The following is a 26031-nucleotide window of genomic DNA, read 5'->3' on the forward strand; positions in this document are numbered from 1 at the left end:
TGAGCCGTATTTCAGTGGCTCTCCTGTGTTAAGTGTCACCGAGACGGGGGTTTTTATGTGCTGTTATTGGAATGACGACTGAATTGCGCCATTTTTTAGCGACAACGAGCTTTGACCGCAAGCTTGCTTGGTCGCTTATCGCCAGTAACTTGATGGCCGGTGGCTTGATTGTCGGCATGTGTATACTGTTAGCGGTAAGTGTATCTAATTCTAGCCGACAAGAAAAATACCCTGTTATAGCGGGCTTGCTCGGGCAAATACTTAAGCAGGGCGATCTTGACGCCTTTGAATCGGCAGTGCATAAGCTAGCGCTAGACACCAGTATTGCGGCGATTTGTGCTTATTCTGGCGAACCAGTGACTAAGCTTTTGTATATGTATAAAGCTGAGCAGGGGGGGAGCGCTTGTCTTCCAGAGTTACCTGCTTTGTCAATGAATGATTTCCGTGTTGCGGTGCCGAGTGCTCAGCACGATGGCTTGCAACTTGTGCTGCATACTAATAATCAATATCTAAGTGATTATATTCACTCCATTTGGTGGTTGGCAGCGTTAATGATGGCGGTTAGCGTGCTTTTTGCTTTCGGCTTTTCGTCGTGGTTGGGTCGGCAACTATTGCTCCCAATAGTGAGCTTGCTTGAGGTTATAAGCTTGGTTCGCCGCAATCGGGATTATCGTTTGCGCGCGAATAAGTTCGCTGACGATGAATTTGGTCAGCTCTGCGATAATTTTAATGACATGATTGCTGATGTTGAGCGTCGCGACCAAGAGGTGCTTAATGCGCGTAGAGAGCTGGAATTACGAATTTGCGAGGTTGACGTCAGTAATCGTGAATTGAGTAGCACTTTGCAGCGCTTAAAGCAGACGCAGCAGCAGCTTATCAATACCGAAAAAATGGCGTCGCTTGGCGCCTTAGTTGCCGGTGTTGCTCATGAAATCAATACGCCTATTGGCGTCGGAGTGACGGCTGCGTCGACCTTGCAGGCTAATACCGAAAATGCCAGAGCGCGATATGAGCAGGGCGATTTAACACAGTCGGCGTTGCGCCTGTATTGGGAACAAACCATATCAGCAACTAAGATGATTCTGGGCAATCTTGAGCGGGCGGCTGGCTTAATTCAAAGCTTTAAACGTGTTGCGGTGGATCAGTGTAACAGTGAGATTAGGCGTTTTAATCTTGGCGAATATTTGGGTGAGGTAATGCAAAGCCTCTACCCGCAAGTAAGGAAAGCTGGTCTGCATTACACGCTAGAATGTGATGAAAACTTGATAATTCGCTCTTACCCTGGCGCCATATCGCAAATCGTAAGCAATTTAGTGATGAACGCGATTAATCACGCCTATCCAAACGGCGAAGATGGCAATTTATCATTGAAGGTTGGGATGTCCGAAGCTGGGGAAATATCGCTGCAGTTTAACGATGACGGAAGCGGAATTCCCGCCGAGCATTTGGCTAGAGTCTGCGACCCCTTTTTCACAACAAAACGAGGTAGTGGCGGCAGTGGGTTGGGTTTGCATATCGTGTTTAACTTGATAACTCAGCAGCTTTGTGGGCGAATCAAAATTGACAGTGAGGTGGGGAAGGGGAGCTGTATAAGTCTTTTCTTTCCCCCAGACGTCGCTAAGGTAGGGTTATATGAGTCAGTTTGACGTAAACGATGGTGATAAGTTGCAATTTGCAGCGGAGCCGACAGCCACCGAGGTTGATAGCGGTCTAGAGTCATGGAAGTTGTTGTTGGTTGACGATGAGGCGGTGGTTCATTCGGTTACGCGTTTAGCCTTGGCAGAGTTTGAATTAGCGGGGCGTGGTTTACTTTTTATTAGTGCCTATTCTGCTGCAGAAGCACGAGAGCAACTTGCTCAACACGATGATATCGCCTTAATCCTACTCGACGTGGTAATGGAAACAGATCATGCTGGACTTGATCTCGTGCACTATATTCGTCGGGAGTTAAATAATAAGTTTGTGCGTATTGTGTTGCGCACCGGACAACCTGGCCAAGCGCCTGAGCTGGAAGTGATAACGCAGTACGACATAAACGATTATAAAGAGAAAACAGAGTTAACTAGGCAAAAGCTCTTTTCAACAGTGTATACCAGCTTGTGTTCTTATCGAGACTTGATGGCCTTAGAGAATAATCGGCTTGGCTTGCTGAAAGTCATTGAGGCCTCCGCCAATATTTTCGAGCGGCGTAATTTGGCTGTGTTTTCTGAGGGGGTTTTGCAGCAGCTAACCGCACTACTGTATTTAAATAAGGATGCCATGCTAGTGCAGCCCTGTGGAATGTTGGCTCGGCCGGCAAGTGATGCATTAAATATACTGGCGGCTACCGGTTGCTATTCAGGTTATGAAGGAACAGTCGAAATTTCAGCGTTTGATAGCGACGTTGGCGATCGATTAAGCGCGGCAATTGTGCAGCGCTCGAGCAACTATGGTGATAATTACTGGGTGAGCTACTATATTACAGAATCAGGTATGGAGCAGTTGCTGTATGTGTCGGCGAAGGATGTATTTTTAATTCCGGATATTGCAATGATTGAGCTGTTTGTAAGAAACGTTGCAATAGCCCACGAGACAGTCGCGTTGCTGGAGTCGAACAATCATGGTTAATACCAATAGCAAAGAAATCCCAGATAAAATGGCAGGTAATGATGAGCTTATTCTGGCAAGCGAGCAAAGTACTATGCTGACACAGGATTCGGCGACAACAGCTAAGAATGCGTGGAAAGTCCTCATTGTTGATGATGAGGAGGAAATTCATGTAGTCACCCGTTTGGCACTTCATGACTTTAGTTTTGGGGGTCGCCATTTGGAGTTTGTTAGCGCCTACTCTGGTGAGCAAGCGCGACAGATGATTCAGGAAAATCCAGACACGGCAATTATTCTGCTCGACGTCGTTATGGAAACTGACAGCGCAGGCTTGGACGTGGCGAGGTTTATTCGTCAAGAAATAGGTAATCATTTTGTGCGTATTATTCTGCGTACAGGTCAGCCAGGTTTGGCGCCAGAGCGACGAGTGTTGAAAGTTTACGATATTAATGATTATCGCGCGAAAACGGAATTAACCCAAGATCGTCTCTTTTCGGTTATTTATACCGCGCTATCGTCTTATCGAGATTTAATCGCGTTGGCGAGAAGTCGTCATCAGCTTATTGGCCTGGTTAATGAAATTGAGCAGCTCTCGCATTTGGCTGCTCGGGATTTACAAATGCCGCTGAACGAAGTGGTTGGTGCAATGCGTAAAATTGGCGCTAGGGTAAACGAGCTTCCTCCAACAGGTTTGGCAGAAGAATTTCTCGATATCCGCGAAAATGTGTATGCCATGCAGTCAGCTTTAAATAAGTTAGTCGCGCTGACGTCAGTCGGTCGCTTTAATGAAAATCGGGAAATGGTTGACTGCAATTCTGTTGTCAGTGACGTTCTGCTGAATTTGGATAGCGAGTTTCAGGTCAGCCATGCCAATTTGCACTGCGAAACGTTGCCAACAGTTTTTGCTTGCCGTCGTCAATTGACTCAACTATTTCAGAATCTGATTGGTAATGCGATTCGCTACTCGGAAGGCAAGCCCCCTGAAATCTATATCAACGCGACGACACATGAGCGGAATTGGATTTTTTCAATCAGTGATGCCGGTATTGGCATCGCGCCAGAGCATCACAGCGGCTTGTTTAACTTGTTTCACCGCGACAGTGGCGAAGGGGTGGTTAAAGAATCAGGGGTTGGCTTGGCTATCTGTGAAAAAATAGTGCGTTGGCACGGCGGAAAGATATGGCTTGAATCTGAACTAGGCAAAGGCTCTACGTTTTACTTTACTATCCCCTTGGCGGAGTAGGAAAAAATAATGCGAGCGGAATTAGTGCTTAATAACCTTTCACACAGTCTTTTGTGTGTGGACCTCCATGGCCGTATTACTTATGTCAATGCGGCTGCTAAATTTCTAACCGGCCTCCCACTAGTAGAATTGTTAGGAAAAAATGTCGCGGAAGTGCTGCCTTTTGTAAGTGTGCCGAACGGCAGAGCTTTGAGCGAGCAATTAGTTGGTATCGGTCATTATGGCAAGCCACTTTTAGTTGTACTGCCGTCAAATATTGAAAGCCGCTATTTAGCGTCAGTGTCTGATGTGCTCGACGACGACGGCAGCAAGATTGGCTATAGCATTGCTATCGCCAATGCTACTAGCCAGGAAGAGTTATTTGGTGACGGTGAGAATGGGCTTGATCCATTAACTGAGCTAATGGGCCGAAAGGAATTCGAACGGCGTTTGGCCAATCTTGTTAACGATGCGGCGACGAGTTCTCGTACTCATGCTTTACTCTATATTGATATTGACCAGTTTAAGTTGATTAACGATACCAGCGGGCATGTGTCTGGTGATAATTTAATTAAAAATATAGCGCAGGCTTTGCAGCTAGAGCTTTTTACCGGTGATATGTTGTGTCGCTTGGGTGGCGATGAGTTCGGTGTTTTGCTCAGTAATGTCGACACCTTTGAAGCTCGTTCTGTGGCAAGCCGTCTCGTGAAGGCGGTGAAGCGCATGACCTTTTTGTGGAGCGGCATCGCGCATAAAGTGTCAATTAGTGTTGGTGTGGTGTTGGTAGACGAGTACTCACTAGACCGTGAGACCGTGATGAGTCAAGCCGATGTGGCGATGTACTCAGCGAAGGAAGACGGCCGTGGTCGGGTGCATGTTTACGATACGCGAGATAAGAAGCTTAGTCGCTTGCACGATGATATGGATTGGGTGCATAGAATTAATAAAGCGCTAGCAGCGGACGATTTTTGCTTGGTAACCGAGCGAATTTTGCCGCTGGTGGATGAGAATCGACGTACAGCATTATATAACGAGCTACTGGTTCGAATGCGCTATAACGGTGAAGTACTCAGTCCAGGCCAGTTCATGCCCGCGGCAGAGCGCTTTGGCTTGATGCCTCAGATTGACCGGTGGGTAATTAAAAGCTTCTTTAGCTATTTGCAGCGCAATCCCGAGTTAAATACGCAAAATGTGATGTATTCCATTAATATTTCAGGGCAGTCCCTGTGTCAGGAGTCATTTTTAGAGTTCGTTTACCGCTGCCTGCGCCGCAGCACGGTTAACCCAGAGATCATCTGTTTTGAAATCACTGAAACTGTGGCGATCACGAACTTCTCGGTAGTGACTCGCTTTATTCACCGAATACACGAATTGGGCGGGAAGTTTGCTCTTGATGATTTCGGTACGGGAATGTCGTCCTTTGGTTATCTGCAAGAGTTGCCCGTTGATTTTGTCAAGATTGATGGGCTTTTTGTGCATGATATGGACAAAAACCCCGTTCATGAAGCCATGGTGCGGTCAATAAATGACATTAGTCATGTGCTCGGCAAGAGAACGATAGCCGAATTTGTAGAGCGACAAGAAATTATGGATCAACTTCGTGCCTTGGGCGTTGATTATGCTCAGGGGCATTTACACGGCAAGCCGCAAGACCTTCAGGGCGTAGCCTAGGCTTCTGTGCGGCGGCGTAACAGCATTCCGTGAATTGCTAGCTATCTAGGCGGATCGCCCCGAGTTCATGTGACCTTATTGTTAAAAACGGCAGTTTGGGCCATAGAGCATTACCCAAAGGCATGTTATAAGATTCTAGTATTAAATAAGGCTGGCCAAGAGGGCGTGTTAGCATTTTAAGAAATACACCAATTTTGACAGATTTTGCAGAGAAATTTGACTAATTTCGTTGATTTGTCGGTTTTTCGGCGTTTTATTTTGTCGGTAGTGTATTTGGAGTCACCCTAAGTCTACGTCTTGAAGATCGTTACTGTTTTACAGCAGTGTTGTTGATAAACTCTGTATGTGGTTTGGATGAATAGGGAAAATTGTGAAGAAACTAGAAAATAAACTGCGGCTTTCAACAAGTTATGAGGAGTGGAAAGCGCTAGCGAAAGAGCATGATCGCTGTTCTGGTAGAGAGCACTGGAAAAAGATTGATAAGACCAGCCTCTATGACTACGCGTCAATTCGATCGCGCTTGGAGCGGCTGCGTTATTTTCGCGAAAACAACGACAATATTGGCCTGCTCTTTTCCTTGAATGAAGGTATTCATGGCAATATGGGCGGGATGGGGAAGCCCGTTTTGTATGCTAGGGCGAAATTTGGTACCAAGCAGCTGGTTCACGATTATGTTGACGCAATAAGCGACTCACTTGATCATCTGGCTCAGCTTGATTCAGATCACCCCAGTTTTCTCGAGCGATTAGATTTCTTCAGGCGCGCTAATAAATGCTACGGTAAATCTGCGTTAATGCTGAGTGGTGGTGCGGTGCTGGGCAATTTCCACGTGGGTGTTGTCAAGGCGCTAGTTGAGCAGGATTTATTGCCGGACGTTATTTCTGGCTCGAGTGCTGGCTCAATGATCGCTGCGGTATTGGGTACGCGGACAGATGAGGAATTAAAGCATTTTCTTGACGCAGACAATTTGGGCAAGGTTTTACTGACCGAGGTTGCTTTGGTCAATGGTCGATTGTCTGAGTCCTCGCCACGGATTAATCATCAGCTATTAAAAGAGAAAATCGCTAAATTGATTCCTGATATTACTTTTCAAGAAGCCTTTGAGCGGACGGGTCGCCATATTAATATTTCCATTTCGCCCTCCGACGTACATCAGACCTCTCGGCTTTTGAATGCGATCGCGTCCCCCAATGTTTATATTCGTAAGGCGGTTCTGGCGTCGTGCGCGGTTCCCGGAATTTATCCGCCAGTCATGCTTGAAGCCAAAAATGTGCACGGTCACCCTCAGCCTTACCTCGCTACTCGGCGCTGGATTGATGGCTCGGTAAGTGATGATCTTCCTGCTAAGCGACTTGCTCGTCTGTATGGTGTTAACCACTTTATTGTAAGTCAGACCAACCCCATCGTTTTATGGGCTGTACACGACGCCAAAACGGAAAATAGCGGTTTAATACCAGCGTTACGTCAGTTGGGTGGGCGCAGCCTCAAAGAAGTCTCTAAAGTCGGTAGCAGTGTTGCGAGAAAGTATTTCAAAAATTCACCTCGGGTGCGGCGGATTGCCAATATTGTCTATTCTGTGATTAATCAGGAGTACACGGGCGATATTAATATTATTCCTCGATACCGCTTTTTTGATCCCCGCAAGCTATTGACTGAGTTAAAGCCGGAGGAATTGCAGTTCTTTATACTTGAGGGTGAGCGGGCGACCTGGCCCAAGCTGGAAATGATTCGTGCGAGTACGAAAATAAGTCGCAGGCTCAGTCAGATACTGGAAGTTTATGAGGCGGAGGAGTTTAGTCGATTGTCTCAGTCTAAGCCCCACCATCTCGGCGGGGAAATGACGCGGAGTAAAGTTCGCGCCTAGTTATTTCTAGATTCTTATATAGCCTAGTCCAGTCTTTGTTCCGTATACGAGCCCCAGTAGAAATACTGGGGCTTTTTGCTTCTGGGCTTGGTGTAAGCTTGCGCTATATTCGGGGCTTTAGGTCCAGCATTGACTAGGTTAAATAACGAGAATATTGCGTAGCGTGAAACAATTGCTGTTTGGTCTTGATCGCTGGTGTTTGGTGGTGATAAAGGTATACTGCTTAATACCGTGGGGGGTATATTTTTGCTTACCTCTCGAAAGGCTTTTAAAGCAGATTTGCGCTAATGTTAGGAGTTTGTAGCGATGGTTGAAAGCACAGTGTTTACACCTTGGCTGGCAATAATTGGGGGCAGCTTAATTGGCTTAGCTGCTGTCATATTAATGTGGTCTAAAGGACGAATTGCAGGTATATCCGGTATCGTGGCTGGGGCGCTAAGTGAGCGCGGCGATGAGCGGAGTTGGCGATTGAGCTTTTTACTTGGATTCTTTCTTGGGGCAATATTGGCCGCTTATTTCAGTGGTGCCCTGGAGAGTGTGCAGCGCGTCGCGTCGACGCCGGTGTTAGTCGTAGCCGGCTTATTGGTTGGTGTTGGCACCCGAATGGGGGGCGGCTGCACGTCAGGTCACGGAGTGTGTGGAATTTCACGATTTTCACAACGCTCAATGGTCGCTACAGCGGTATTTATGGCGAGTGGCGTAGTAACGGTATTTGTTGTGCGTCATTTGTTGGGAGGGGGTGTATGAGCCGCTTATTTGTAGTGTTTGCGGGCGCTTTATTTGGCGCCGGAATTACCGTGTCGGGCATGGCAAATCCGGCTAAAGTCCAAAACTTTTTGGATATTACTGGGCAGTGGGATCCTAGCCTCGCCCTAGTGATGGGGGCTGCACTCCTTATTACCACACCTGGCTTTTTTGTGGTGTTTAAGCAGCAAAAGCCCCGGTTCGCCGACACCTTTGCTCTGCCAACAAAGAAAGATGTCGATATTAAGTTAATATTGGGTGCGGTTTTGTTTGGTGCGGGTTGGGGGTTGAGTGGCTTATGCCCCGCACCAGCACTTGCTGCCTTACTAACGGGGGCAAGCTCATTTCTGGTTTTTGCGCTGGCAATGTTTTCGGGCATGTTGTTGCATAAGCGGGTGTTTGAGAAATAGTGTGCCAGACTGAATTGATAGGTTAAACTGGCAGTGTTGATAAAAATAATGCAATTTTTGAGGATGCACTATGGCTGTTAGGTGTCAGTTTGACCGCAGTATTGATGAGGTTTGGGCATTGTTGTGTGACCCGGATTTTCGCGTAGAGCGCAGTATAGCGCTAGGTGAATTGAGTGCCGAGTGCGATGTGGAAGAGCGTGGCGAGCAGGTCACGGTTAAAATGAGTCGAGAGGTGGTACGCGAGTTACCGTCGGTTTTGGCTCGGGTGTTTAATTCTCAGCAAAGCTTGGTGTTTGTTGAAACCTGGCAGCATAAAGACGGTGGTTGGGAAGGTAAGATGAGCATCGAGATTAAAAAACAGCCAGTGCAGCTGGGTGCGACAATGTCTTTGCTGCCGACGGCGTCGGGTTGTGAGTACATTGTGAGTCATCACTGCAAGGCGAAAATCCCCTTGGTGGGCGGTAAGGTCGAAAAGTACGTGCTGTCTCAGACCGACGATGGCGCTTTGGATGAGCTGAATTATCTGAAAGCGAAGCTAACTGCTTAGCCTTTAGGCTGCTATGGCTAGGTAGTGGCGGTGTTCGTCTAGCGCCGCCGTAATATCTGCAGCGGTGTTTAGGCGTTTAATTCGCTCAAATAATAGCTGCGCTTCTTGGTATTCTCTGCGCAAGTAACCCAGCCATTGTTTTATAGGTCCGCCGACATGGCGCGGTGCACAATTTACAATGCTGTCTGCAAATAAAGCCTCAACAAGATGTAATACTGCGGGCCAGGTGTCGCGCTTATAGTGCAAACCTTTTGATACTGATTTGATTTCGAGGGCGAGATCCGGCCGCGCTAGTAGTCCTCGGCCCAGCATCACATCTTCGCAATGGCTTTGGGCTCGGCATTGCGTAAAGTCTGTGGGGCTCCACACTTCGCCGTTGGCAATAATAGGTATATTTGTGATTTTGTGTGCTTGCGCAAGTTGGTGCCAGCGCGCAGGTGGTTTGTAGCCATCCTCTTTGGTGCGGGCGTGAATGGTGATACCGTTCGCGCCCGCTTCGCTGATAGCGGCGATAATTTCAGTGAGTCGACTACTGTCCTTAAAACCAAGGCGAATCTTTGCGGTCACAGGTATTTCTTTTGGTACAGCCGCACGCATAGCGCTAATGATTTGGTGTAGTAGCTCTGGTTCGTCTAATAAAACTGAGCCGCCGCGGTGCCGATTAATGCATTTTGCGGGACAGCCAAAATTGGTGTCGATACCGGGAGCGCCTAGGCTGGCTGCGCGGGCTGCATTTTCAGCCATTGGCCCTGGGTCGCCGCCGAGTAATTGCAGGTAAACGGGCACGCCGCTGGGCGTGAGACCGTTGTTATTAAGCTCGGGGCACAAGCGGTGAAATACCCGTGGCGGCAATAGCTGGTCGCTAACTCGGACAAATTCGGTTACGCAGCGATCTATGCCGCCCACAGCGGTAAGCAGGGCGCGCATACGGGCGTTAACAACGCCTTCCATTGGGGCGAGATGTAGTTGCATTACAGGGAGTCATTGCCCAAAAGCGCTATTGTACCTCAGTGGTGGGCCTACAGTAATTATCTGATACCGGTATTGTCTCGTATATGAGGCGTGGTTTGAATTTGGCTAGCGGAGGTTGATGTGTTGTTGAAGTGGCTTCAGGCATTGAGTATTGGTGGTGTGACGGCGATGTTACTAGTGATGCTAAATACTTTGTCCCCGGCGAATGATGCGGCGAGTGAAGAGGAGATGATTTTTAATGCCGATAATGCCAGTACATTTGGTGAGGACCCTCGGCCACGTCGCAAGCTTCAGCTTCTGACACTCGGTCATGACGAGGGCGGCGCGTTTGCCCAGCTCAAGATCGGCAGTGATGTACAGCAGCTGCGCGCGGGCGAGACTATTTTGCCCTGTGTGGTGCTTGCCAAGATCCTTGATGATTCTGTGCTAATTAATAATTGTGGCGGCTACGCTTTGTTGGCGCCGCTATTGACGTCTGCAGGTGACATATTTGCGCTCAATATTGCGCAATATGATGCATTAAATTTGGCTGAGCCGCGGATTGTCGATTTGCGGAATAATCCTGCGGCAAGGAAGTTGATCGCCGATTACCGCCAGCGTTTATACCAGCGCCCACTGTCTTTGCGGGGGGCTGTCGATATCGAGGTTAGGGTCGACCCTTTGGGTGAGCGGCGCTACTATTTGTCGCCGGGTAAAGATCAGGCCCTATTCGAAACGTTAGCTTTACGAGCTGGTGACCGAGTCGTTGCGATTAATGGATTATCATTGGCCAGCAGTGAAGCGCTGACAGATATATATGGTGTTTTAGCAAATATTGAGCAGTTGGCCCTCACTCTGGAGCGGGGTGAGCAGCGCGTGGTATTGCTGTTGCGGTTTTAAGTTGGGCCATTTTTAAGCATATGCATAGCATACATTATTGAATTTACTTAATATTTGCGTCACTGATTCAATAGTATACTCGGCAGCTGTCGGCTCCGCGCACGAGCTGAGATAACTATATTACTATCGCTAGGCGCTTAAGCCGAAAGAGGAGATGTTTGTGAGCGAGTTTAAAAAATGGGAATGTGTGATTTGTGGGTTTGTATACGATGAGGCTGAGGGCTGGCCTGACGACGGCATTGCCGCCGGAACGGCTTGGGCCGATGTGCCAGAAGACTGGGAGTGCCCAGACTGCGGTATTAGCAAATTCGACTTTGATATGGTTGAGGTTTGAGCTATCGCTATTTTTTAAGCGTAATTGAGCCGGGGGTCGTGCCTGTGGGTGTCGCCCTCTGTTACACTCTGTGAATATTTGTGCTGCTAGGAAGATCTCATGAAGAGAATAATAACAGTGGTTACTTTGCTCCTGTCGGTGGCTGTAGTCGCAGCCTGCGCGCCGGAAGTTGGTAGTGATGCGTGGTGTACAGCCATGGAAAACAAGCCCAAGGGTGATTGGTCTGGCAATGAGGCCAAAGATTACGCTAAGCACTGCGTGTTTAAATAGGCCTAGATCTGCAGTGCAAGTCGGGCACGCGCCTGTTTCGGGTGTCGCATATTACACAGGATGATGTAAGAAAAATGTCATATTATTCGGCTACTATTCGGCGCCTAACCTTCTTTCAGGGGGAAAACTGAGACGTGGAGCAGTCTATGACATGGGTGAAAATGCTCACGCCTCGGTTGGCTAGCTGCTTAACTGCCCTAATAGCGGCTTTGCTTTTGGCTGTTCTTGCGGGCTTGTGTTGGCAGGTGCTTGCGCTTTTTCGTGGCGTGCAGCTACCGAGTGCCGGCCCAGTGGTCGCGACCTCGATAAGCAAATCTAGCGCCAAAAATTACGATGTGCAAAGTTTGCTGGCAGTACCTTTGTTTGGTCTGCGGCCGAGTAACGCGGTGGCCGCGACAGAAATTCAAAAAGACATTCGGCGTAGCGCTCTAAAAATTACTGTAATCGGCCTTGTGGCGGGTAACGATGAGCGCGGCGTTGCGGTGTTGCGTCACGGTAATAAAACGAAGGCCTATGGCATCGGTGAGAAAATTGAAGTGCCGGGTACCGTTACCTTACTCGCGGTATTGGCCGACCACATAATTATTGAGAACAATCGTAAACAGGAAAAAATCGAGCTAGATCAGAAAGCTGGTGCGGCCGGTTTGCGGGCCGCCTCGACGAACAGCCGTCCAAACAATGCGGAAAATGTCGATTTAAGCACTGCAGGTATTCGCGAATTAGTGGGTGACCCCCGCGACACGGTGCAAAACAGTCCATTGCAGTTAGTGCGTTTTTTTTCTGTGAATCCGGTCATGGATGGCGGCAGACTTACAGGTTATGAAGTAAAACCGGGGCGGGATACACGCCTATTCTCGCAGCTATCACTGGAGCCTGGCGACGTGTTGCTGTCCGTTAATGGCCAGCCGCTCTCCGATATGTCAACCCAAGAATTAATGAAAATGATGGAAAACACCAGCTCCTACGAGCTGCTGATTAAACGCGCAGATACCATACTTACCAAAAGATTTGATCTATGAAATCCTTGCTACTGAAGTTAAGCATCACATTTTGTCTATTTTTAACTGTGTCTGGTACGGCCTTGGCCGAGCGCTTTGAGCTGGATATGCAAAATGTTGATATTGGCGAATTTATCGACACCGTCGCCAAGCTCACTGGTAAAACCATTGTGGTTGATAGTCGGGTGAAAGGTAAAATTACGGTGCAGAGCCATCGTAAGCTCGATGCCGATGAACTTTACCAAATATTTTTGTTACAGCTGGGTGTCGAAGGCTATTCTGCCGTTGAGGTGGGTGACGGAATACTCAAGGTTATTCCCAACCAAGCAGCAAAAATTGAGGGCATAGAGGTCCAGCTTGGCCGTAATGCAACGGGCCGCAGCGAATCTATTATTACCCGTATCGCACAGCTGCAAAATGCCGATGCTGATGAGCTGGTTAAGTCACTACGGCCGCTGGTCGATAATAAAGTTGGTGTTATCACAAGCTACGCCGACTCCAATATTATCCTGATTACTGACCGCGAATCTAATGTGCGGCGTTTGATGTCGATTATTAATTCCATCAACTCGGTTGATTCGCAATTAATGGAAACTGTGGTCTTAAAAAATTCCTCGGCCGAAGAAGTCGAGCGTATTCTTACTAAGGTTCTGTCGCAACAAACCCGTAAACGCGGTGCCTCAAAGCCGGTTGTCGCAGCGGACCCTCGCACGAATACCTTGATTTTGTTTGGCGATGATGAAACGCGGAGCTATTTGCGACGTTTGGTGGCTGATCTCGACAGTGAAGTGAGCAGCCAGTCTAATATTCGTGTGCAATACCTCAAGTACGCGAAAGCGGTCGATTTAGCGCCAGTGCTTAAAAGCATTAGTGATACTATTGTAAAAGGCGACCAGGCTGCTGGTCGGCCAGCTGCCGCGGGCGATTCGTCGTCATTGATTAATATAGAAGCCCACGAACAAACCAATTCTATTGTGCTGTCGGGCAGCCCTCATATTATTACGGATTTGCTCTCGGTTATTCGCGACCTCGATATTCGCCGAGCCCAGGTTTTGGTTGAGGCGATTATTATCGAAGTCTCAGACAATCGCGCTAAAGAACTGGGTGTGCAATGGTTGTTTAAGGGCGAAACTGGCGGCAATCAGCCGGCCGGTGGCATTAACTTTGGCGGTGGCGCGTCGGGTAGCAGCAGTACCCCCGGCATTATTAGTTTACTCGCCGGTGAAGAGGCGGCGGCAGCGGCCGCGAGCGGAGTACGCGGCGCGGCGATTGGTCTGGGTAAACTGCGCGATGGCGCCTTTAGTTTTGCTACCTTGTTAACTGCGTTAGCGAGCGACTCAGAATCGAATATCCTGTCTACGCCAAGCCTATTGACCTTGGATAACGAAGAAGCGTCGATTTTGGTTGGCCAAGAAATTCCGGTCATTACCGGTTCAACGGCAAGCTCCACCAATACCAACCCCTTTCAGACGATTAGTCGTCAAGAAGTGGGTATCAAGCTTTTGTTTACGCCTCAGATCAATGAAGGCGATGCAGTGCAGCTGAATATTGAGCAGGAAGTTTCTTCATTAAGCCCATCAACCAACGCCGCTGACGTCATTACCAATAAGCGCACCATTAAAACCTCTGTCTTGGTGAATGATGGCACGACCATTGTGCTTGGCGGTTTAATTGATGATCAAGTGACGGAGCAGACTGCAAAAGTGCCCTTGCTCGGTGATATTCCATTTCTTGGCCGCTTATTTCGTTCGGACAGCACCAGCAAGGTTAAGCGTAATTTGATGGTATTTATTCGTCCCACCATTGTCCGTGATCAAGCTACTTTGTCGGATTTAAGTGCACGCAAGTACAACTTTATTCGCGCCGAACAATTAGTGAAGGCGGAGCAGGGCATAAACTTATTCCCATTTACCGATCTCGCTGTGTTGCCTGAATGGACTGGTATGGATGCATCGCCACCAAATATATTGCCTCATAAGCCGGTGCCGCCGCCAATGTCGCCAGCCGAAGACGCCGTTGAAAAACGTCAAATTCAACCGTCATCAAATAAGCGTAGCGAGGTTCCCAGTGAGTCTCAGGCGAATGACGATAAGACAACTGGGCCTGAATTGCGCGCCGATTGTGAAGCTGAGGGCGATTGTAGCAAGGCCGATCTAGTAAGTGTGAACGAGGCTTCACACTGATATGTCGCAAACCCTAACGTATGCCTTTGCCCGCAGTAACCGCGTTCTCATTGAAGAGAATGCCAGCGGTGAATTAATGCTGCTGTGTTGCAAGCAAACGCCGCCGTCGGCGCTTGCCGAAGTGCAGCGGGTTATTCCCCAGCCTTTAGTATTTACGCTCTGTGAAGAAAAAGTGTTACAGGATAAAATTAATGAGACCTTCCAGCGCCAGCAGGGCGACGCAATGTCGGCAATGGATGATATTTCCAGTGAGGTGGATCTCGACCGCCTCGCCGAAGAGATTCCTGAGTCTCAAGACTTACTTGATGCGCAAGACGACGCGCCGGTTATTCGTTTAATCAACGCCTTATTCGGTGAAGCATTAAAACGTGATGCCTCTGATATTCATATTGAAACCTATGAAAAAACGATGTCGGTGCGATTGCGCGTTGACGGTATTTTGCAGGAAGTTTTAACACCAAGCCGCCGTTTGGCACCATTGTTGGTGTCGCGGATTAAGGTTATGTCGCGACTTGATATTGCCGAAAAGCGGGTACCGCAAGATGGCCGTGTTTCTTTGCGCATAGCTGGCCGTGCTGTTGATGTGCGGGTATCGACCATTCCCTCGAATTACGGTGAGCGAGTGGTAATGCGATTGCTCGACAAGCAAGCAGCGCGTATCGATCTAGAGCAACTGGGTATGCCGTCGCGTACCTTGGACACCCTTAAAGATCTTTTGCAACAGCCTAACGGAATTATTTTGGTCACCGGCCCCACTGGCTCGGGTAAAACGACGACCTTGTATGCGGGTTTAATGGCCCTCAACGATCGGCGCCGAAATATTCTCACCGTCGAAGATCCGGTGGAATACGATATTGAAGGCATCGGCCAAACCCAGGTGCACGCCAAGGTCGGCATGACCTTCGCGCGAGGTTTGCGGGCGATATTGCGTCAAGACCCAGACGTGGTGATGCTGGGCGAAATTCGCGACCAGGAAACTGCAGAGATTGCAGTGCAAGCCTCTTTGACTGGACACTTGGTGCTGTCGACTTTGCACACTAATACCGCTGTTGGCGCGGTGACGCGCTTGGTTGATATTGGCGTTGAACCGTATTTGATCGCCTCGAGTTTGAAAGGCGTATTAGCTCAGCGTCTCGTCAGAAAACTCTGCCAAACTTGCCGTCATCCCATTGCCTTAGACAAGACTGAAGCGCGGTTGTTGGGCGACCCAAAACTAGAGGGTCAGGGCGCCTTTAACGCGGCGGGTTGTGATGAGTGTCAGCATACTGGCTATCGCGGTAGGCAGGGTGTGTACGAGTTGCTGGTGATTGACCGCGAGGTTGCAGAATTAATTCACAACCGTGCAGGTGAGCAAGATATTCTGCGTCAGCTTGGCGATCATATGCCGTCCTTGATGGGTGAGGGGCGGCGCCTTGTGTTAGACGGCCAAACTAGCCTTGACGAATTATTGCGCAGCGTACGCGAGATCAGCAATGCCGGCCTTTGAATACCGTGCCCTAGACAGCGCTGGTGCCAATAAAAAAGGCATGATTGAGGCCGATTCCAGTCGTCAGGCGCGGCAGATGCTGCGTGATCAGCAGCTTTTTCCCATCGAACTAAAGCAAACTCGTGACAAGACTCGCGCCGATAATGCGCGGCGCAGCTTTGCTGGTGCGCGGGTTAGTATTGCTGATTTGGCCTTGTTTGTACGGCATTTGGCGACCTTGATTCAGTCTGGTATTCCCCTAGAGGAAGCGTTGGCGGCAACCGCCAAACATACGCGTAAGCCTTATCTGAAGCGAGTTGTGCTTGATTTGCGGGCGCGGGTGTTAGAAGGGCATTCACTCGCCGATGGCTTGAACGAACATCCTCGGGTATTTAATCCGGTGTTCCGCGCTTTAGTGAGTTCCGGAGAAAAATCCGGCGACCTGGGGCTAATATTGGATCAGTTAGCGGATTATACCGAAGACAGTCAAAAACTACGTGGTGTTATTGTGCAGGCCGCTCTTTATCCTGTGGTGCTAATGTTTGTTGCCTTAGCGGTGGTTGGCGCCTTAATGACGTTTGTGGTGCCCAAGGTCACTGCCCAATTTGCTCACTATGATCAAGCCTTGCCGACGCTAACTCGCGTGCTCATTACCTTGAGTGACGGTTTAATTGCGAATTGGCTGTACATTGTTTTAGGCGCTATTACGGTAGCGGTACTTGGCCGTTGGTGGCTGAACTCGCCGGAGCATCGCTTACAAGCTGACAAGGCTATTTTGAAACTGCCTTTGTGGGGGCTGCTGATGCTGGAGCTGGATGCCGCGAGGATGTTGCGAACCCTCGCGATATTGATGTCGTCTGGTGTGCCGTTTTTGGAGACCCTCAAAGTCGCTTGCGATACCTTGGGTAATACCCATTTAAAGCAAAGCATGGCGCTGGTGCGGGAGCAAGTGCGCGAAGGCAAAAGCTTTAGCCGCTGCCTTCAGGACGAGGCTGAGCTACCCCCGCTTGCGATTTATATGATTGCCAGTGGTGAGGCCAGCGGTGAGATGGAAGCCATGACACAGCGTGCGGCAAGCAACCTTGAAAGAGAGTTGCAGCAGCGGGTGCAGATGTTTGTTAGCCTATTTGAGCCACTACTGATAGTGGTGTTGGGCGGGGTGGTTTTATCCATTGTACTGGCGATTATGCTGCCGATATTACAGTTAAATAATTTGACTCAGTTTTAGGAGTTTGTGGATATGTTTGAGATAGAAGAGTCGCCTTGGGTAGCTCGCCGCCAGTCGGGTTTTACCCTTCTCGAAATCATGGTTGTCATCGTTATTATGGGCCTGCTAGTTGCCGTGGTTGCCCCGAATGTCTTACAAAACCAAGATCGGGCCATGGTCGAGAAGGCCCGTGCCGATATCTCGGTACTTGAGCAAGCACTGGATATGTACAAGCTTGATAACCATGTTTACCCCACTACCAACCAGGGTTTGCAGGCGCTGATTACTCGGCCAGAGACGGGCAATCAACCCAAAAATTATCGCAGTAATGGCTATATAAAGCGTCTGCCAGAAGATCCGTGGGGAACACCTTATGTGTATATCCAGCCGGGTGAACACGGACCTTTCGATTTGTACTCTACCGGTTCTGATGGGGAAGAAGGTGGAGAAGGGCTTGCACGTGATATCGTCAACTGGCAGGAATGAGTCCGGCTTTTCACTGCTAGAATTAATGGTCGTTGTTTTTATTATCGGTCTGCTCAGTGGTGTCGCAGCATTGACGCTGCCGTCTAAAGACGGCAGCGCTTTATTGCAAGAACAGCGCTTTAAACTGATTGGTAGTTTGCGTAGTGCGCGCGCCGAGGCCGTTTTTAGCGGTCATAGTTTGGGTTTGCAATGGCAACGTCAGCGCGGCAGTTTTTACGTATTAACTGCTGATGGCTGGCAAAAAATTGCGCAGGGTGTGTTAGCGAAAAATATCGTCTTGGCAGATGATGTTCAAACCGAGCTTCTCGTTGACGGTGAAGTTATACACGAAAAAGTGCGACTGGATAATGAGGAAGCGGAACAAGAGGTGAACCCCCAGTTGTTGTTTTTGTCAGACGGCCAAGTCTCGCCCTTTGAGTGGCGGCTATCGACGGCTGGCGCAGAGTCACTTAGTTTTGACGAACAGCTTACGGTAGATGGACCATGAGGGCTAAGCGCCAATGCCATCAGCGTGGGTTCACCTTATTGGAAATTATGGTTGCGCTGATGATCTTTGCGACAGCTGCGGTGACGCTGACCAAAAGTCTCACGGAGAGCGCGCGCAGTATTAGCGCGATTGAAGAGCGGCAGTTTGCCGATTTGGTGGCCCACAATATTTTAATTGATATTCTTCGCGATGGCTATGGAACGAATAATAGTGGCAAAGAATCCATGGCAGGTTTTGACTTTACGTGGCAGCGCAGTGTTGAGCAAACGCCACACCCAGATATTCGTCGCGTGGACATAACAGTGACACTGCAAAAAGCTACTGATGTGTTGGCCACGCGTTCGGCATTCCTTAATAAATGAAAACGTATAATGACGTGCGGGGCTTTACCCTCGTTGAGTTACTGATTGCGGTCGGCATTATGGCTCTAATTGGCACCGCAGCTTCGCTCTTGCTGAATAGCTCGCTCAATAATCAGGCTGTTATTGAACAGCGTCAGCAGAATCTTGAGCGCCTCGCACTGGCGTTGACAATATTTCGCCGCGACGTAGAGCAGCTTACCCCGCGTATTCCGAGAGATTCACAGGGCGACGTAATGCCTGCAAATATTATTGCGGCGCAGATCGGTGAAGACAGCGAATTGGAGTTTGTACATGCTGGTCGCCGGGTTTTACCGGGGCGAGGTTTGGGCAGCAAGTTAGAGCGGGTTCGCTATGTAAAAGAAGACGAAGCGCTAATTCGTTACAGCGCGGGGGTTGCCGATCCTGCGAGTAATACCCATTGGCAGCGTCAAGTTTTATTGACTGATGTGAGTCAGTTTGTTGTTGAATTATATGATGGTGAACGCTGGTCAACTTTTTGGCCACCAAGTACCCAAATAAATGCCAGCCAACCCAAGGCGCTGCGAATGTTGATGGCCGTTGGGGTGTGGGACGATATTCGATTGAATGTCTTGTTGCCGGAGGCGATTCAGTGAAGTCTTCCAGGCTCGTGCGCCAGCGCGGCGCAGCGCTGATGATGGTCTTGTTGATTGTTGCCGTAATGGTGGTGCTGGCGGTAGGGCTTGTTGATGGTGTGCGCTATAGCAGCCAGCGTTTATTAAATCAGCGAATTATGGATCAGGCGTATTGGTATTCATTGGGCGGGGAGCGTATTGCAGTATTTGCCCTTGAGGATATTGCTGGCGAGTCTGTGGTGCATTTAGGTCAAGATTGGGCGCGCAAGGACATTGTTTTTCCCATTGACGGCGGCTCTATTGCCGGCTTAATTACCGATGAGCAGGCCTGTTTTAATATTAATTCACTGTATAAGCCTGAATCGACGACGGGTGATAGCGCGGAGTTAACAACTGCAGAGCAGGTGTTTAGTGGTTTGTTAAGCAATCTTGAGTTTCCTCCGCAGCGCGCTGAATTTATTATGGAGCGCAGCCAAGATTGGATTGACGAGGACTTTTCCCCAGAAGGTATCTACGGTGCTGAAGACCTGCTTTACACCGCCAAAGATTATCCCTATCTGCCGCCAAATAGTTTGATAGACTCGGTCAGTGAGCTCGGCCTTTTTGCCGAGTTTGAAGAGGGTGAGCAGTCGCGACTGGCGTCATACCTCTGCGCTTTGCCCGAGGTCAATACCGTATTAAATATCAATACCCTTAGCCCGGCTCAGGCCCCATTACTTGCTGCGGCGATTGGTAATGTACTCAGCGTTGCTGAAGTACTTGCGATTTTAGAGCGTCGTCCGGAAAATGGTTGGCCCGATGTGGCTAGCTTTATTGCTGAATTAGGGCTTTCGGCGGAAGAGCCATTGCCAACTGTTTATATTCAGGGTTTGGGTGTCAGCTCGCACTATTTTAAAGGGCTGAGCGATGTTTTTTACGAACAGCGTCAGCTGCATTTATATAGTCGAATCGTGTTACGAAATGGCAAGGCGGTTGTCTATGCCCGTGAGTATGGAGAAGTTTTTTGAGCGCGCTGTTGTTACTAGATCTACCCCTTGATGCAGAGGCACCTGTGTCCTGGCTGCATTGGGACAATGAGCATCACAAGGTGATTGCCGAGGGGGTGTTGGCCAATGGTCGTGAACTCGGCACGCTGGCGGAATCTTGCGCTGCGGTACCGTGCTACGCACTTTTACCAGGCGCGGCGGTCAGTGCCCATCGCGTGGTATTGCCCAAGGGTGGTCGGGTTGGTATGGCGGCATTGCCCTATCAACTTGAAGATAAACTCTGCGCTGATTTAGACGCTGTTCATCTTGCGGTCGGTGTATTGCAGGCAAAACAGCCTACGGATGTGCTGGTGGCCGATCACAGTGTGGTAAAAGTCAGTTTAGACCTTTTGCGAGAAAGCGGTTTGCGTATTAAAGCGTTGTTACCTGATTACGCAGTGTTACCTCCGAATACGGTTGTTATCGACAATACCCAGGTGGCGGCGAATATTCATGCTCAGCCTATGGGTATGCGCAGCGAAAACTTTGCGGTGTGGCAGCAAATTGTCGGACCTGAAATCAGCGCGACGCCCGTGCAGGTGTATTGCATTGGCGACTGCGAGGAAAGCCGATTTGGTGCGGGTGAGCATGTTATAGAACAATGTGAAAATAGGCTGCGTGCCTTCGCAATCGGTTTTCAAGCTTGGCCACTGTCCTTGCTAAGTGGCCCGTATTTACTAAAAGACGAAAGCGGTGAGGTGATTGCTCGTTTGCGGTGGCCGCTTATCTTGCTTCTGGCCCTTTTGGGTTTGCATTGGATGAGTTTAGGCCTGCAGACGTATCGGGATAACCGTGAGGCCGATGCGCTTGATCAGGCAATGGTCGCGGTATATCAGCAAACCTTCCCGGGGAGTCGGGTGGTGAATGCCCGCAGTCAGATGCGCAGCCAGCTCAATGCGCTGGAACAAGCGGGGGGCAAAGGTTTGATGATGCCTTGGCTTGAAAAAGTAGCGGCGGCGACTAAGGCCAAGCCGGGTATTACGCTTGCACAGCTAAATTATGAGAACGACCCTGCGGTGATGAAATTAATCCTGAACGCGGCCTCCTATGAAGTAATAGATCAATGGCTGGCGACGCTGAAGGCACAGGGCGTCAATGTGGAGAGGGGCGCTTTCGGCCAGCAAGATGGCGGCATAACGGGACAGATAAGCATACGGGGTGACGCGCAATGAAATGGTTAAACCAGCTGCTTGAGGGCCGCACTGAGCAAGAGCGCTTTACGCTAATCGCTGGGGCCGCGGTGGCGGTGCCCTTAATGATATGGCTGCTATTGTGGCAGCCATTGTTAGCGGCCCGCGATAATGCCCAAACTCGCGTCGAACAGCGTCGTAGTTCCTATCTTTGGATGCAGCAAGCGGCAAAGCAATTACAAGCGGCGCATGGCAATGGCTCAGCGAGTGCGCTATCGGGCTCGCCGCAGCAACAAATAACCCGCGCGGCAGCGGCACTGGGCGTCAATGTTAACCGTATTGAGCCGCAGTCGGCTGGGCGCTACAGTCTATGGGTGGCCAGCACCGATTACACTAGCGCAGTGCAGTTAATTGAAGCTCTATCTACTGCGGGTATGACATTGTATTCAGTCAATATGAGTTTATTAGATGTGCCTGGCAGTGTGTCTTTGCGGGCATCAGTTGGGGCCGAGGGATGAGGCGTTCCCTGTGGGTTGTTTGCGGTACGGTCTTCTTTTTAGTGTGTTTGTTGATGACGAGCCCAGCGTGGTTGGTGACGGACATTTTAGCCAAACAAGTGCCTGAGCTTAAAGTCGGAACGGTCACTGGCCGTGCGTGGCGGGGGCAGATTGAGCATGTGCAATTCGGTGATGTTCATGCCAGTCAATTGCAGTGGCGCTTTAGTCCAGTGGGACTGTTTCGTGGCGTACCATTGGCGATTAGTATTGCTAGCCCGGTGAAGGTGACTGCGCTACTGGGCTTGGCGGCAGGAGATACCCTTAAGCTCCGCGATGTTGATGCGCATGGCAAAATTGCTGAATTGATGGGTATTGCCCAGCTACCGAGCATGGGTTTTGACGGTGGCGTCGATGTGGTGTTGGCGTCGGCCAGACTGAGCAACACTGGCTGCAGTTCGATTGCAGGGACGCTTACCTTGGCCTCATTGCTTGGTGATATTGACGGTATCAGTACTATCGCGCCAGTGTCTGCTGAGTTGAGCTGTGTAAATGGCTTGCTAACAGTACTTGTGGATGAGAATAATCCGAACCGTGTGCGTGGTCAGTTGCAGTTGATGAATAGTGGGCGGGTGAGCGGTAATCTTACGCTGTCGCCAGCGCCTGGTAGTGAGCTGTTTAAAAGTTTAACCCTGTTTTTGGGGGCGCCACGCGATAATGCCGACTTTGTGTTGCGCTTTTAAATTCCTATTAGGCTTTAAAGCCCCTGGCCCGTTAGCGCAGGGGCGGTACTTGCTAATAGCCACAGAGGCTGGCGTAGCGGTCGCGATGGAAGCTGCTATTACCAAAGATTTGATTCGCGACTCTGGAACGCTTTAGGAATAAACCGATATCCAGCTCGTCGGTAACACCGATGCCACCATGCATTTGCACGGCTTCATTTGTCACTAATTCAAATACATCGTTCAAGCGTGCCTTGGCTAAACTGGCTAGTTGTGCGAGGTCAGTTCTATGGTCGTCAATAGCCGACAAACCGTCTAACACGACAGATTTTGCTAATTCCAACTCGGTGAACATAATCGCGGCGCGATGCTGTAGGGCTTGGAACGTACCAATTTTAACGCCAAATTGATCTCGCTCTTTGAGATAGCTAACCGTGCGTTCAAAACATTCTAGGGCGCCGCCGAGCATTTCTGCCGCGAGGCAAATACGACCGCGATCCAAAACATTATCGAGTAGTGACCAGCCTTGGTCTGCATCGCCAAGTAGCGCTTCACCCGAGATATGCACATCATTAAATAGGATGCTCGCTGCACTGCGGCTGTCGAGCATGTAGTGGCGTTTACGTTCAATGCCCGCGGTGTTTACATCGACAATGAACAAGCTCAGGCCATCTCGACCGGCGCTTTGGGGCTGACTACGGGCGACAACAATGAGCTGGTCGGCGCTGTGGCCATCCAGAACAAAGGTCTTGCTGCCATTAAGCTTATAGCCGTTGTCGGTTGCTGTTGCGGTACAGTTAATGTCGTCAGGGCTGTGGTGAGCACTTTCGTCAAGCGCGAGGGCAAATCGCAAATTGCCACTCGCAATTTGCGGTAATAGTGTCTCCTTTTGGGGCTCGGTGCCACCAATAATAATGGCAGACGCACCAAGCACGACACTGGCAAAAAGGGGCGACGCGGCAAGTGTGCGGCCACTCTCTTCAAGTACGGCACCTAAGCCTAAAAAACTGAAATCTAAGCCGTCATAGGCTTCGGGGATGACCATGCTTGCCCAACCCAGTTCAGACATTTTCTGCCAATGTTCTGGTTTATAGCCCAGCGCATCTTTGCTGTCGCGAAGTTGTCGCAGCGCCTCAACGGGCACGGTTTTATTTAAAAAATCTTTGGCGGTATCTTTCAGCAAGCGCTGCTCTTCATTGAGTACGAGTGGCATTGCGGGTCTCCTTAGCGTTTGCGACAAGCATAGTTACCGAGAATTGGTTGCGGCTATTCATACTGGCAGTTCCAATACACGCTTGGCGATAATATTTAATTGCACTTCAGAGGTGCCACCGGCGATCGAGAGGGCTTTTGAAAATAGCCAGCCTCGGTTGCTGAGTAGCTCGTCATCGCTAAACTCCGGATCGTCCCAGCCGAGGGCGCGATTGCCCAGAAGTGCCATTAAGACCTCTTCCTTGCGCTTGGTTTCTTCTGTGCCTACATACTTCATAATCAAGGGAATACTGTTATCGGTATTGCCGTGCATACGTTCTTCAAAACTGCGGAAATGAGTGAGCCCAAGTGCCCGGAAGCGCATCTCATGGGCGACCAATTGCTCGCGCAGGCCACGATCTTTAAGCTTTCCTTCTGCATCTAAGCCAACGTACTTTAAGGCCGCTTGTACTGGCGAAAAGCTTGGCCCTGGGGTGTCGCCGCCAATCTCGGCCATAAGCTTGCGCTCGTGTTTGAGCAGAGACTTGGCGACTGACCAGCCTTTATTTAACTCGCCGATAAGATTACTTTTAGGGACTTTGACATTGTCAAAAAATGTTTGGCAAAATTCAGAGTCGCCGCTAATCAGCGGAATGGGCTTTGCCGTGACGCCGGGCTGATCCATGTCGATCAATAAAAAGCTGATGCCTTCCTGTTTTTTAGCGTCGGGGTCAGTACGTACTAAGCAAAATATCCAGTCCGCTTTATCGGCGTTGGTTGTCCAAATTTTACTGCCGTTTACTAAAAAGTGGTCACCACAGTCTTCGGCGCGGGTTTGCAGGCTAGCAAGATCGGAGCCGGCACTGGGTTCGGAGTAGCCTTGGCACCAGCGCACCTCACCACGGGCGATTTTGGGTATATGTTGGCGACGTTGATCATCGCTGCCGTATTCCAATACGGCGGGGCCGAGCATCCATATGCCGAGGTCATACAGTGGTGTACGACAGCCAAGGGCTTTCATTTCTTCCTTCAGTATTTTCGCCTCGCGCTCATTTAAGCCGCCGCCGCCTAATTCGTAGGGCCATTCTGGCACCGTCCACCCTTTGTCGCGCATCCGCTCGAACCATAGTTTGGCGTCGGCATTCGGAAAGCGCATATTGCGTCCGCTCCAAACTTGCTCTTCTCTGGTAATGGGCTGGCGCTGTGATACTGGGCAGTTGTTCTGCAGCCAGGCTTTGACACTGGCGCGGAAGTCGTCGAGATCGCTCATGGTGATGGTCTCAAATGTATCAATGGCAAAATTATTACGGTAGCGGCCAGCTTAGTCGACAAAGAAATTAAGACAAGAACGAAACACGTCATCTCATTGGCAAATGGGGTCACTGGTCGCCGCGGTGTTGCTGGCAAGTTTGCTTTACTGAAATTGAGGCATATCGGCCGTTAAGTGATATCGATTGAATTTCTAGATATATTTTAAAAATAACAATAGGAGTCAGTGTGACGAGATTCACCACTAAAGTGGTGTTAATTACCGGTGCCGGCTCTATTATCGGTCGAACTTGTGCAGTCAGGCTTGCCGCAGAAGGCGATAAGCTCTACTGCACCGATATCCAACAGGACGATTTGGCGAGTTTAGTTCAAGAGATCAATGCCGCGGGCGGCACGGCGGTCGCTGAGTGTTTTGATGTGAGTGCGCTTGGCGCAGCGGAAGCAACCGTGGCCGCTTGTGTGGCGTATTACAGTAAGCTTGGTGTTGTCGTCAATATGGCAGGTATTTTAAGGTTTTCACATTGCCATGAGGCCAGTTTTGCAATGTAGTCGTAGATTATTGCAGTCAATTTAACCGGCACGTTTATGCTGTGTAAGGCCGCCTTACCTGAATGGCTTTAAATCCAGGGCAATATCGTCAATGCGGCGTCTACGGCATCGTTGCAGGCCTTGTCATTGGGCGCAGCTTGCAGCGCAAGTAAGGGCGGGGCGCTAGCGCTGACTCGAAGTGTTGCCATCGAATACGCCAAACGCGGGGTGCGTGCCAATTGTGTTTGCCTTGGTGATATTAATACCGATATGGAGCAGGGCTTTAGTTTTCCGGAAGACGCCGAATTTGATTTGCTTAGCCGCATCACCTTCCTAAGTGGCACCAAAGGGCCTGAGACGGTTGCCGGTTGGTGTCCGAAGATGGCTGTCAT

General features: G+C 49.7%; 26 protein-coding genes and 1 pseudogene. 24 read left to right on the forward strand and 3 right to left on the reverse strand.

Features of this window, described 5'->3' with window-relative positions; all coding sequences use genetic code 11:
* Nucleotides 1-71: 71 nt before the first annotated feature.
* The 8 genes from ABYP33_RS04905 to ABYP33_RS04940 all read left to right on the forward strand — a co-directional run bounded on the left by ABYP33_RS04905 (nt 72) and on the right by ABYP33_RS04940 (nt 9044).
* Nucleotides 72-1646, forward strand: coding sequence for a sensor histidine kinase (locus tag ABYP33_RS04905; RefSeq protein WP_373088986.1), 1575 nt, complete (start codon nt 72-74; stop codon nt 1644-1646).
* On the forward strand, nt 1633-2607 hold the full coding sequence (locus ABYP33_RS04910) for a DUF3369 domain-containing protein (protein WP_373088988.1): 975 nt from the start codon (nt 1633-1635) through the stop codon (nt 2605-2607). Before ABYP33_RS04905 ends, ABYP33_RS04910 begins: the two co-directional genes overlap by 14 nt.
* Nucleotides 2600-3829 carry an ATP-binding protein gene (locus tag ABYP33_RS04915; protein WP_373088990.1) on the forward strand — a complete coding sequence of 410 codons (1230 nt, stop codon included), beginning with the start codon at nt 2600-2602 and terminating at the stop codon, nt 3827-3829. The genes ABYP33_RS04910 and ABYP33_RS04915 overlap by 8 nt, the downstream gene beginning before the upstream one ends.
* Nucleotides 3830-3838: 9 nt before the next feature.
* On the forward strand, nt 3839-5479 hold the full coding sequence (locus ABYP33_RS04920; protein ID WP_373088992.1) for an EAL domain-containing protein: 1641 nt from the start codon (nt 3839-3841) through the stop codon (nt 5477-5479).
* 370 nt (nt 5480-5849) lie between these two features.
* Nucleotides 5850-7343 carry a DUF3336 domain-containing protein gene (locus tag ABYP33_RS04925; protein WP_373088994.1) on the forward strand — a complete coding sequence of 498 codons (1494 nt, stop codon included), beginning with the start codon at nt 5850-5852 and terminating at the stop codon, nt 7341-7343.
* A 306-nt stretch (nt 7344-7649) separates the two neighbouring features.
* Nucleotides 7650-8090, forward strand: a complete 441-nt coding sequence (locus tag ABYP33_RS04930; protein ID WP_373088996.1) for a YeeE/YedE family protein — start codon at nt 7650-7652, stop codon at nt 8088-8090.
* Nucleotides 8087-8497 carry a DUF6691 family protein gene (locus tag ABYP33_RS04935; RefSeq protein ID WP_373088998.1) on the forward strand — a complete coding sequence of 137 codons (411 nt, stop codon included), beginning with the start codon at nt 8087-8089 and terminating at the stop codon, nt 8495-8497. The genes ABYP33_RS04930 and ABYP33_RS04935 overlap by 4 nt, the downstream gene beginning before the upstream one ends.
* A gap of 70 nt (nt 8498-8567) precedes the next feature.
* Nucleotides 8568-9044 carry a DUF2505 domain-containing protein gene (locus ABYP33_RS04940; protein WP_373089000.1) on the forward strand — a complete coding sequence of 159 codons (477 nt, stop codon included), beginning with the start codon at nt 8568-8570 and terminating at the stop codon, nt 9042-9044.
* 3 nt (nt 9045-9047) lie between these two features.
* Here the strand turns inward: ABYP33_RS04940 and ABYP33_RS04945 are convergent, their stop codons facing one another.
* Nucleotides 9048-10016 (reverse strand): tRNA-dihydrouridine synthase, encoded by a 969-nt coding sequence (locus tag ABYP33_RS04945; RefSeq protein ID WP_373089002.1) that lies wholly within the window; start codon nt 10014-10016, stop codon nt 9048-9050.
* A gap of 120 nt (nt 10017-10136) precedes the next feature.
* On the opposite strand from ABYP33_RS04945, the gene ABYP33_RS04950 reads away from it, so the two are divergent.
* The 15 genes from ABYP33_RS04950 to gspN all read left to right on the forward strand — a co-directional run bounded on the left by ABYP33_RS04950 (nt 10137) and on the right by gspN (nt 22672).
* The gene (locus ABYP33_RS04950) at nt 10137-10895 is read left to right on the forward strand and encodes a hypothetical protein (protein WP_373089004.1); all 759 of its coding nucleotides are present in this window, start codon (nt 10137-10139) and stop codon (nt 10893-10895) included.
* Nucleotides 10896-11049: 154 nt separating this feature from the next.
* On the forward strand, nt 11050-11229 hold the full coding sequence (locus ABYP33_RS04955; protein ID WP_040802670.1) for a rubredoxin: 180 nt from the start codon (nt 11050-11052) through the stop codon (nt 11227-11229).
* Between the two features lie 99 nt (nt 11230-11328).
* Complete coding sequence (locus ABYP33_RS04960) at nt 11329-11499, forward strand: DUF3012 domain-containing protein (RefSeq protein WP_373089006.1); 171 nt, start codon at nt 11329-11331, stop codon at nt 11497-11499.
* A 146-nt stretch (nt 11500-11645) separates the two neighbouring features.
* A complete protein-coding gene (gene gspC, locus ABYP33_RS04965; RefSeq protein WP_373089008.1) occupies nt 11646-12518 on the forward strand; it encodes a type II secretion system protein GspC in 873 nt (290 codons plus the stop codon).
* Complete coding sequence (gspD, locus tag ABYP33_RS04970; protein WP_373089010.1) at nt 12515-14680, forward strand: type II secretion system secretin GspD; 2166 nt, start codon at nt 12515-12517, stop codon at nt 14678-14680. The genes gspC and gspD overlap by 4 nt, the downstream gene beginning before the upstream one ends.
* 1 nt (nt 14681) lies before the next feature.
* Complete coding sequence (gene gspE / locus ABYP33_RS04975) at nt 14682-16166, forward strand: type II secretion system ATPase GspE (protein ID WP_373089012.1); 1485 nt, start codon at nt 14682-14684, stop codon at nt 16164-16166.
* On the forward strand, nt 16153-17373 hold the full coding sequence (gspF, locus tag ABYP33_RS04980; RefSeq protein ID WP_373089014.1) for a type II secretion system inner membrane protein GspF: 1221 nt from the start codon (nt 16153-16155) through the stop codon (nt 17371-17373). The genes gspE and gspF overlap by 14 nt, the downstream gene beginning before the upstream one ends.
* A 12-nt stretch (nt 17374-17385) precedes the next feature.
* Nucleotides 17386-17838 (forward strand): type II secretion system major pseudopilin GspG, encoded by a 453-nt coding sequence (gspG, locus tag ABYP33_RS04985; protein ID WP_373089016.1) that lies wholly within the window; start codon nt 17386-17388, stop codon nt 17836-17838.
* Nucleotides 17813-18325 carry a type II secretion system minor pseudopilin GspH gene (gene gspH / locus ABYP33_RS04990; RefSeq protein WP_373089018.1) on the forward strand — a complete coding sequence of 171 codons (513 nt, stop codon included), beginning with the start codon at nt 17813-17815 and terminating at the stop codon, nt 18323-18325. Before gspG ends, gspH begins: the two co-directional genes overlap by 26 nt.
* Complete coding sequence (gspI, locus tag ABYP33_RS04995; protein WP_373089020.1) at nt 18322-18687, forward strand: type II secretion system minor pseudopilin GspI; 366 nt, start codon at nt 18322-18324, stop codon at nt 18685-18687. Before gspH ends, gspI begins: the two co-directional genes overlap by 4 nt.
* Nucleotides 18684-19301 (forward strand): type II secretion system minor pseudopilin GspJ, encoded by a 618-nt coding sequence (gene gspJ, locus ABYP33_RS05000; RefSeq protein ID WP_373089022.1) that lies wholly within the window; start codon nt 18684-18686, stop codon nt 19299-19301. The genes gspI and gspJ overlap by 4 nt, the downstream gene beginning before the upstream one ends.
* On the forward strand, nt 19298-20287 hold the full coding sequence (gene gspK / locus ABYP33_RS05005) for a type II secretion system minor pseudopilin GspK (protein ID WP_373089024.1): 990 nt from the start codon (nt 19298-19300) through the stop codon (nt 20285-20287). The genes gspJ and gspK overlap by 4 nt, the downstream gene beginning before the upstream one ends.
* Entirely contained in the window at nt 20284-21477 is a 1194-nt protein-coding gene (gene gspL, locus ABYP33_RS05010; RefSeq protein ID WP_373089026.1) for a type II secretion system protein GspL, read from the forward strand. Before gspK ends, gspL begins: the two co-directional genes overlap by 4 nt.
* Nucleotides 21474-21953 carry a type II secretion system protein GspM gene (gspM, locus tag ABYP33_RS05015; RefSeq protein WP_373089028.1) on the forward strand — a complete coding sequence of 160 codons (480 nt, stop codon included), beginning with the start codon at nt 21474-21476 and terminating at the stop codon, nt 21951-21953. The genes gspL and gspM overlap by 4 nt, the downstream gene beginning before the upstream one ends.
* Nucleotides 21950-22672: a type II secretion system protein N gene (gspN, locus tag ABYP33_RS05020; RefSeq protein WP_373089030.1), complete on the forward strand. Its 723-nt coding sequence runs from the start codon at nt 21950-21952 to the stop codon at nt 22670-22672. The genes gspM and gspN overlap by 4 nt, the downstream gene beginning before the upstream one ends.
* A gap of 52 nt (nt 22673-22724) precedes the next feature.
* On the opposite strand, the gene ABYP33_RS05025 is transcribed toward gspN, so the two are convergent.
* Entirely contained in the window at nt 22725-23864 is a 1140-nt protein-coding gene (locus ABYP33_RS05025; protein WP_373089032.1) for an acyl-CoA dehydrogenase family protein, read from the reverse strand.
* 57 nt (nt 23865-23921) lie between these two features.
* The gene (locus tag ABYP33_RS05030) at nt 23922-25112 is read right to left on the reverse strand and encodes an acyl-CoA dehydrogenase family protein (RefSeq protein WP_373089034.1); all 1191 of its coding nucleotides are present in this window, start codon (nt 25110-25112) and stop codon (nt 23922-23924) included.
* A 251-nt stretch (nt 25113-25363) separates the two neighbouring features.
* On the opposite strand from ABYP33_RS05030, the pseudogene ABYP33_RS05035 reads away from it, so the two are divergent.
* Nucleotides 25364-26031 (forward strand): annotated as a pseudogene (locus tag ABYP33_RS05035) (SDR family oxidoreductase); the annotation flags it as partial.

This window comes from Zhongshania sp. (assembly GCF_041584495.1).
Classification (GTDB): domain Bacteria; phylum Pseudomonadota; class Gammaproteobacteria; order Pseudomonadales; family Spongiibacteraceae; genus Spongiibacter.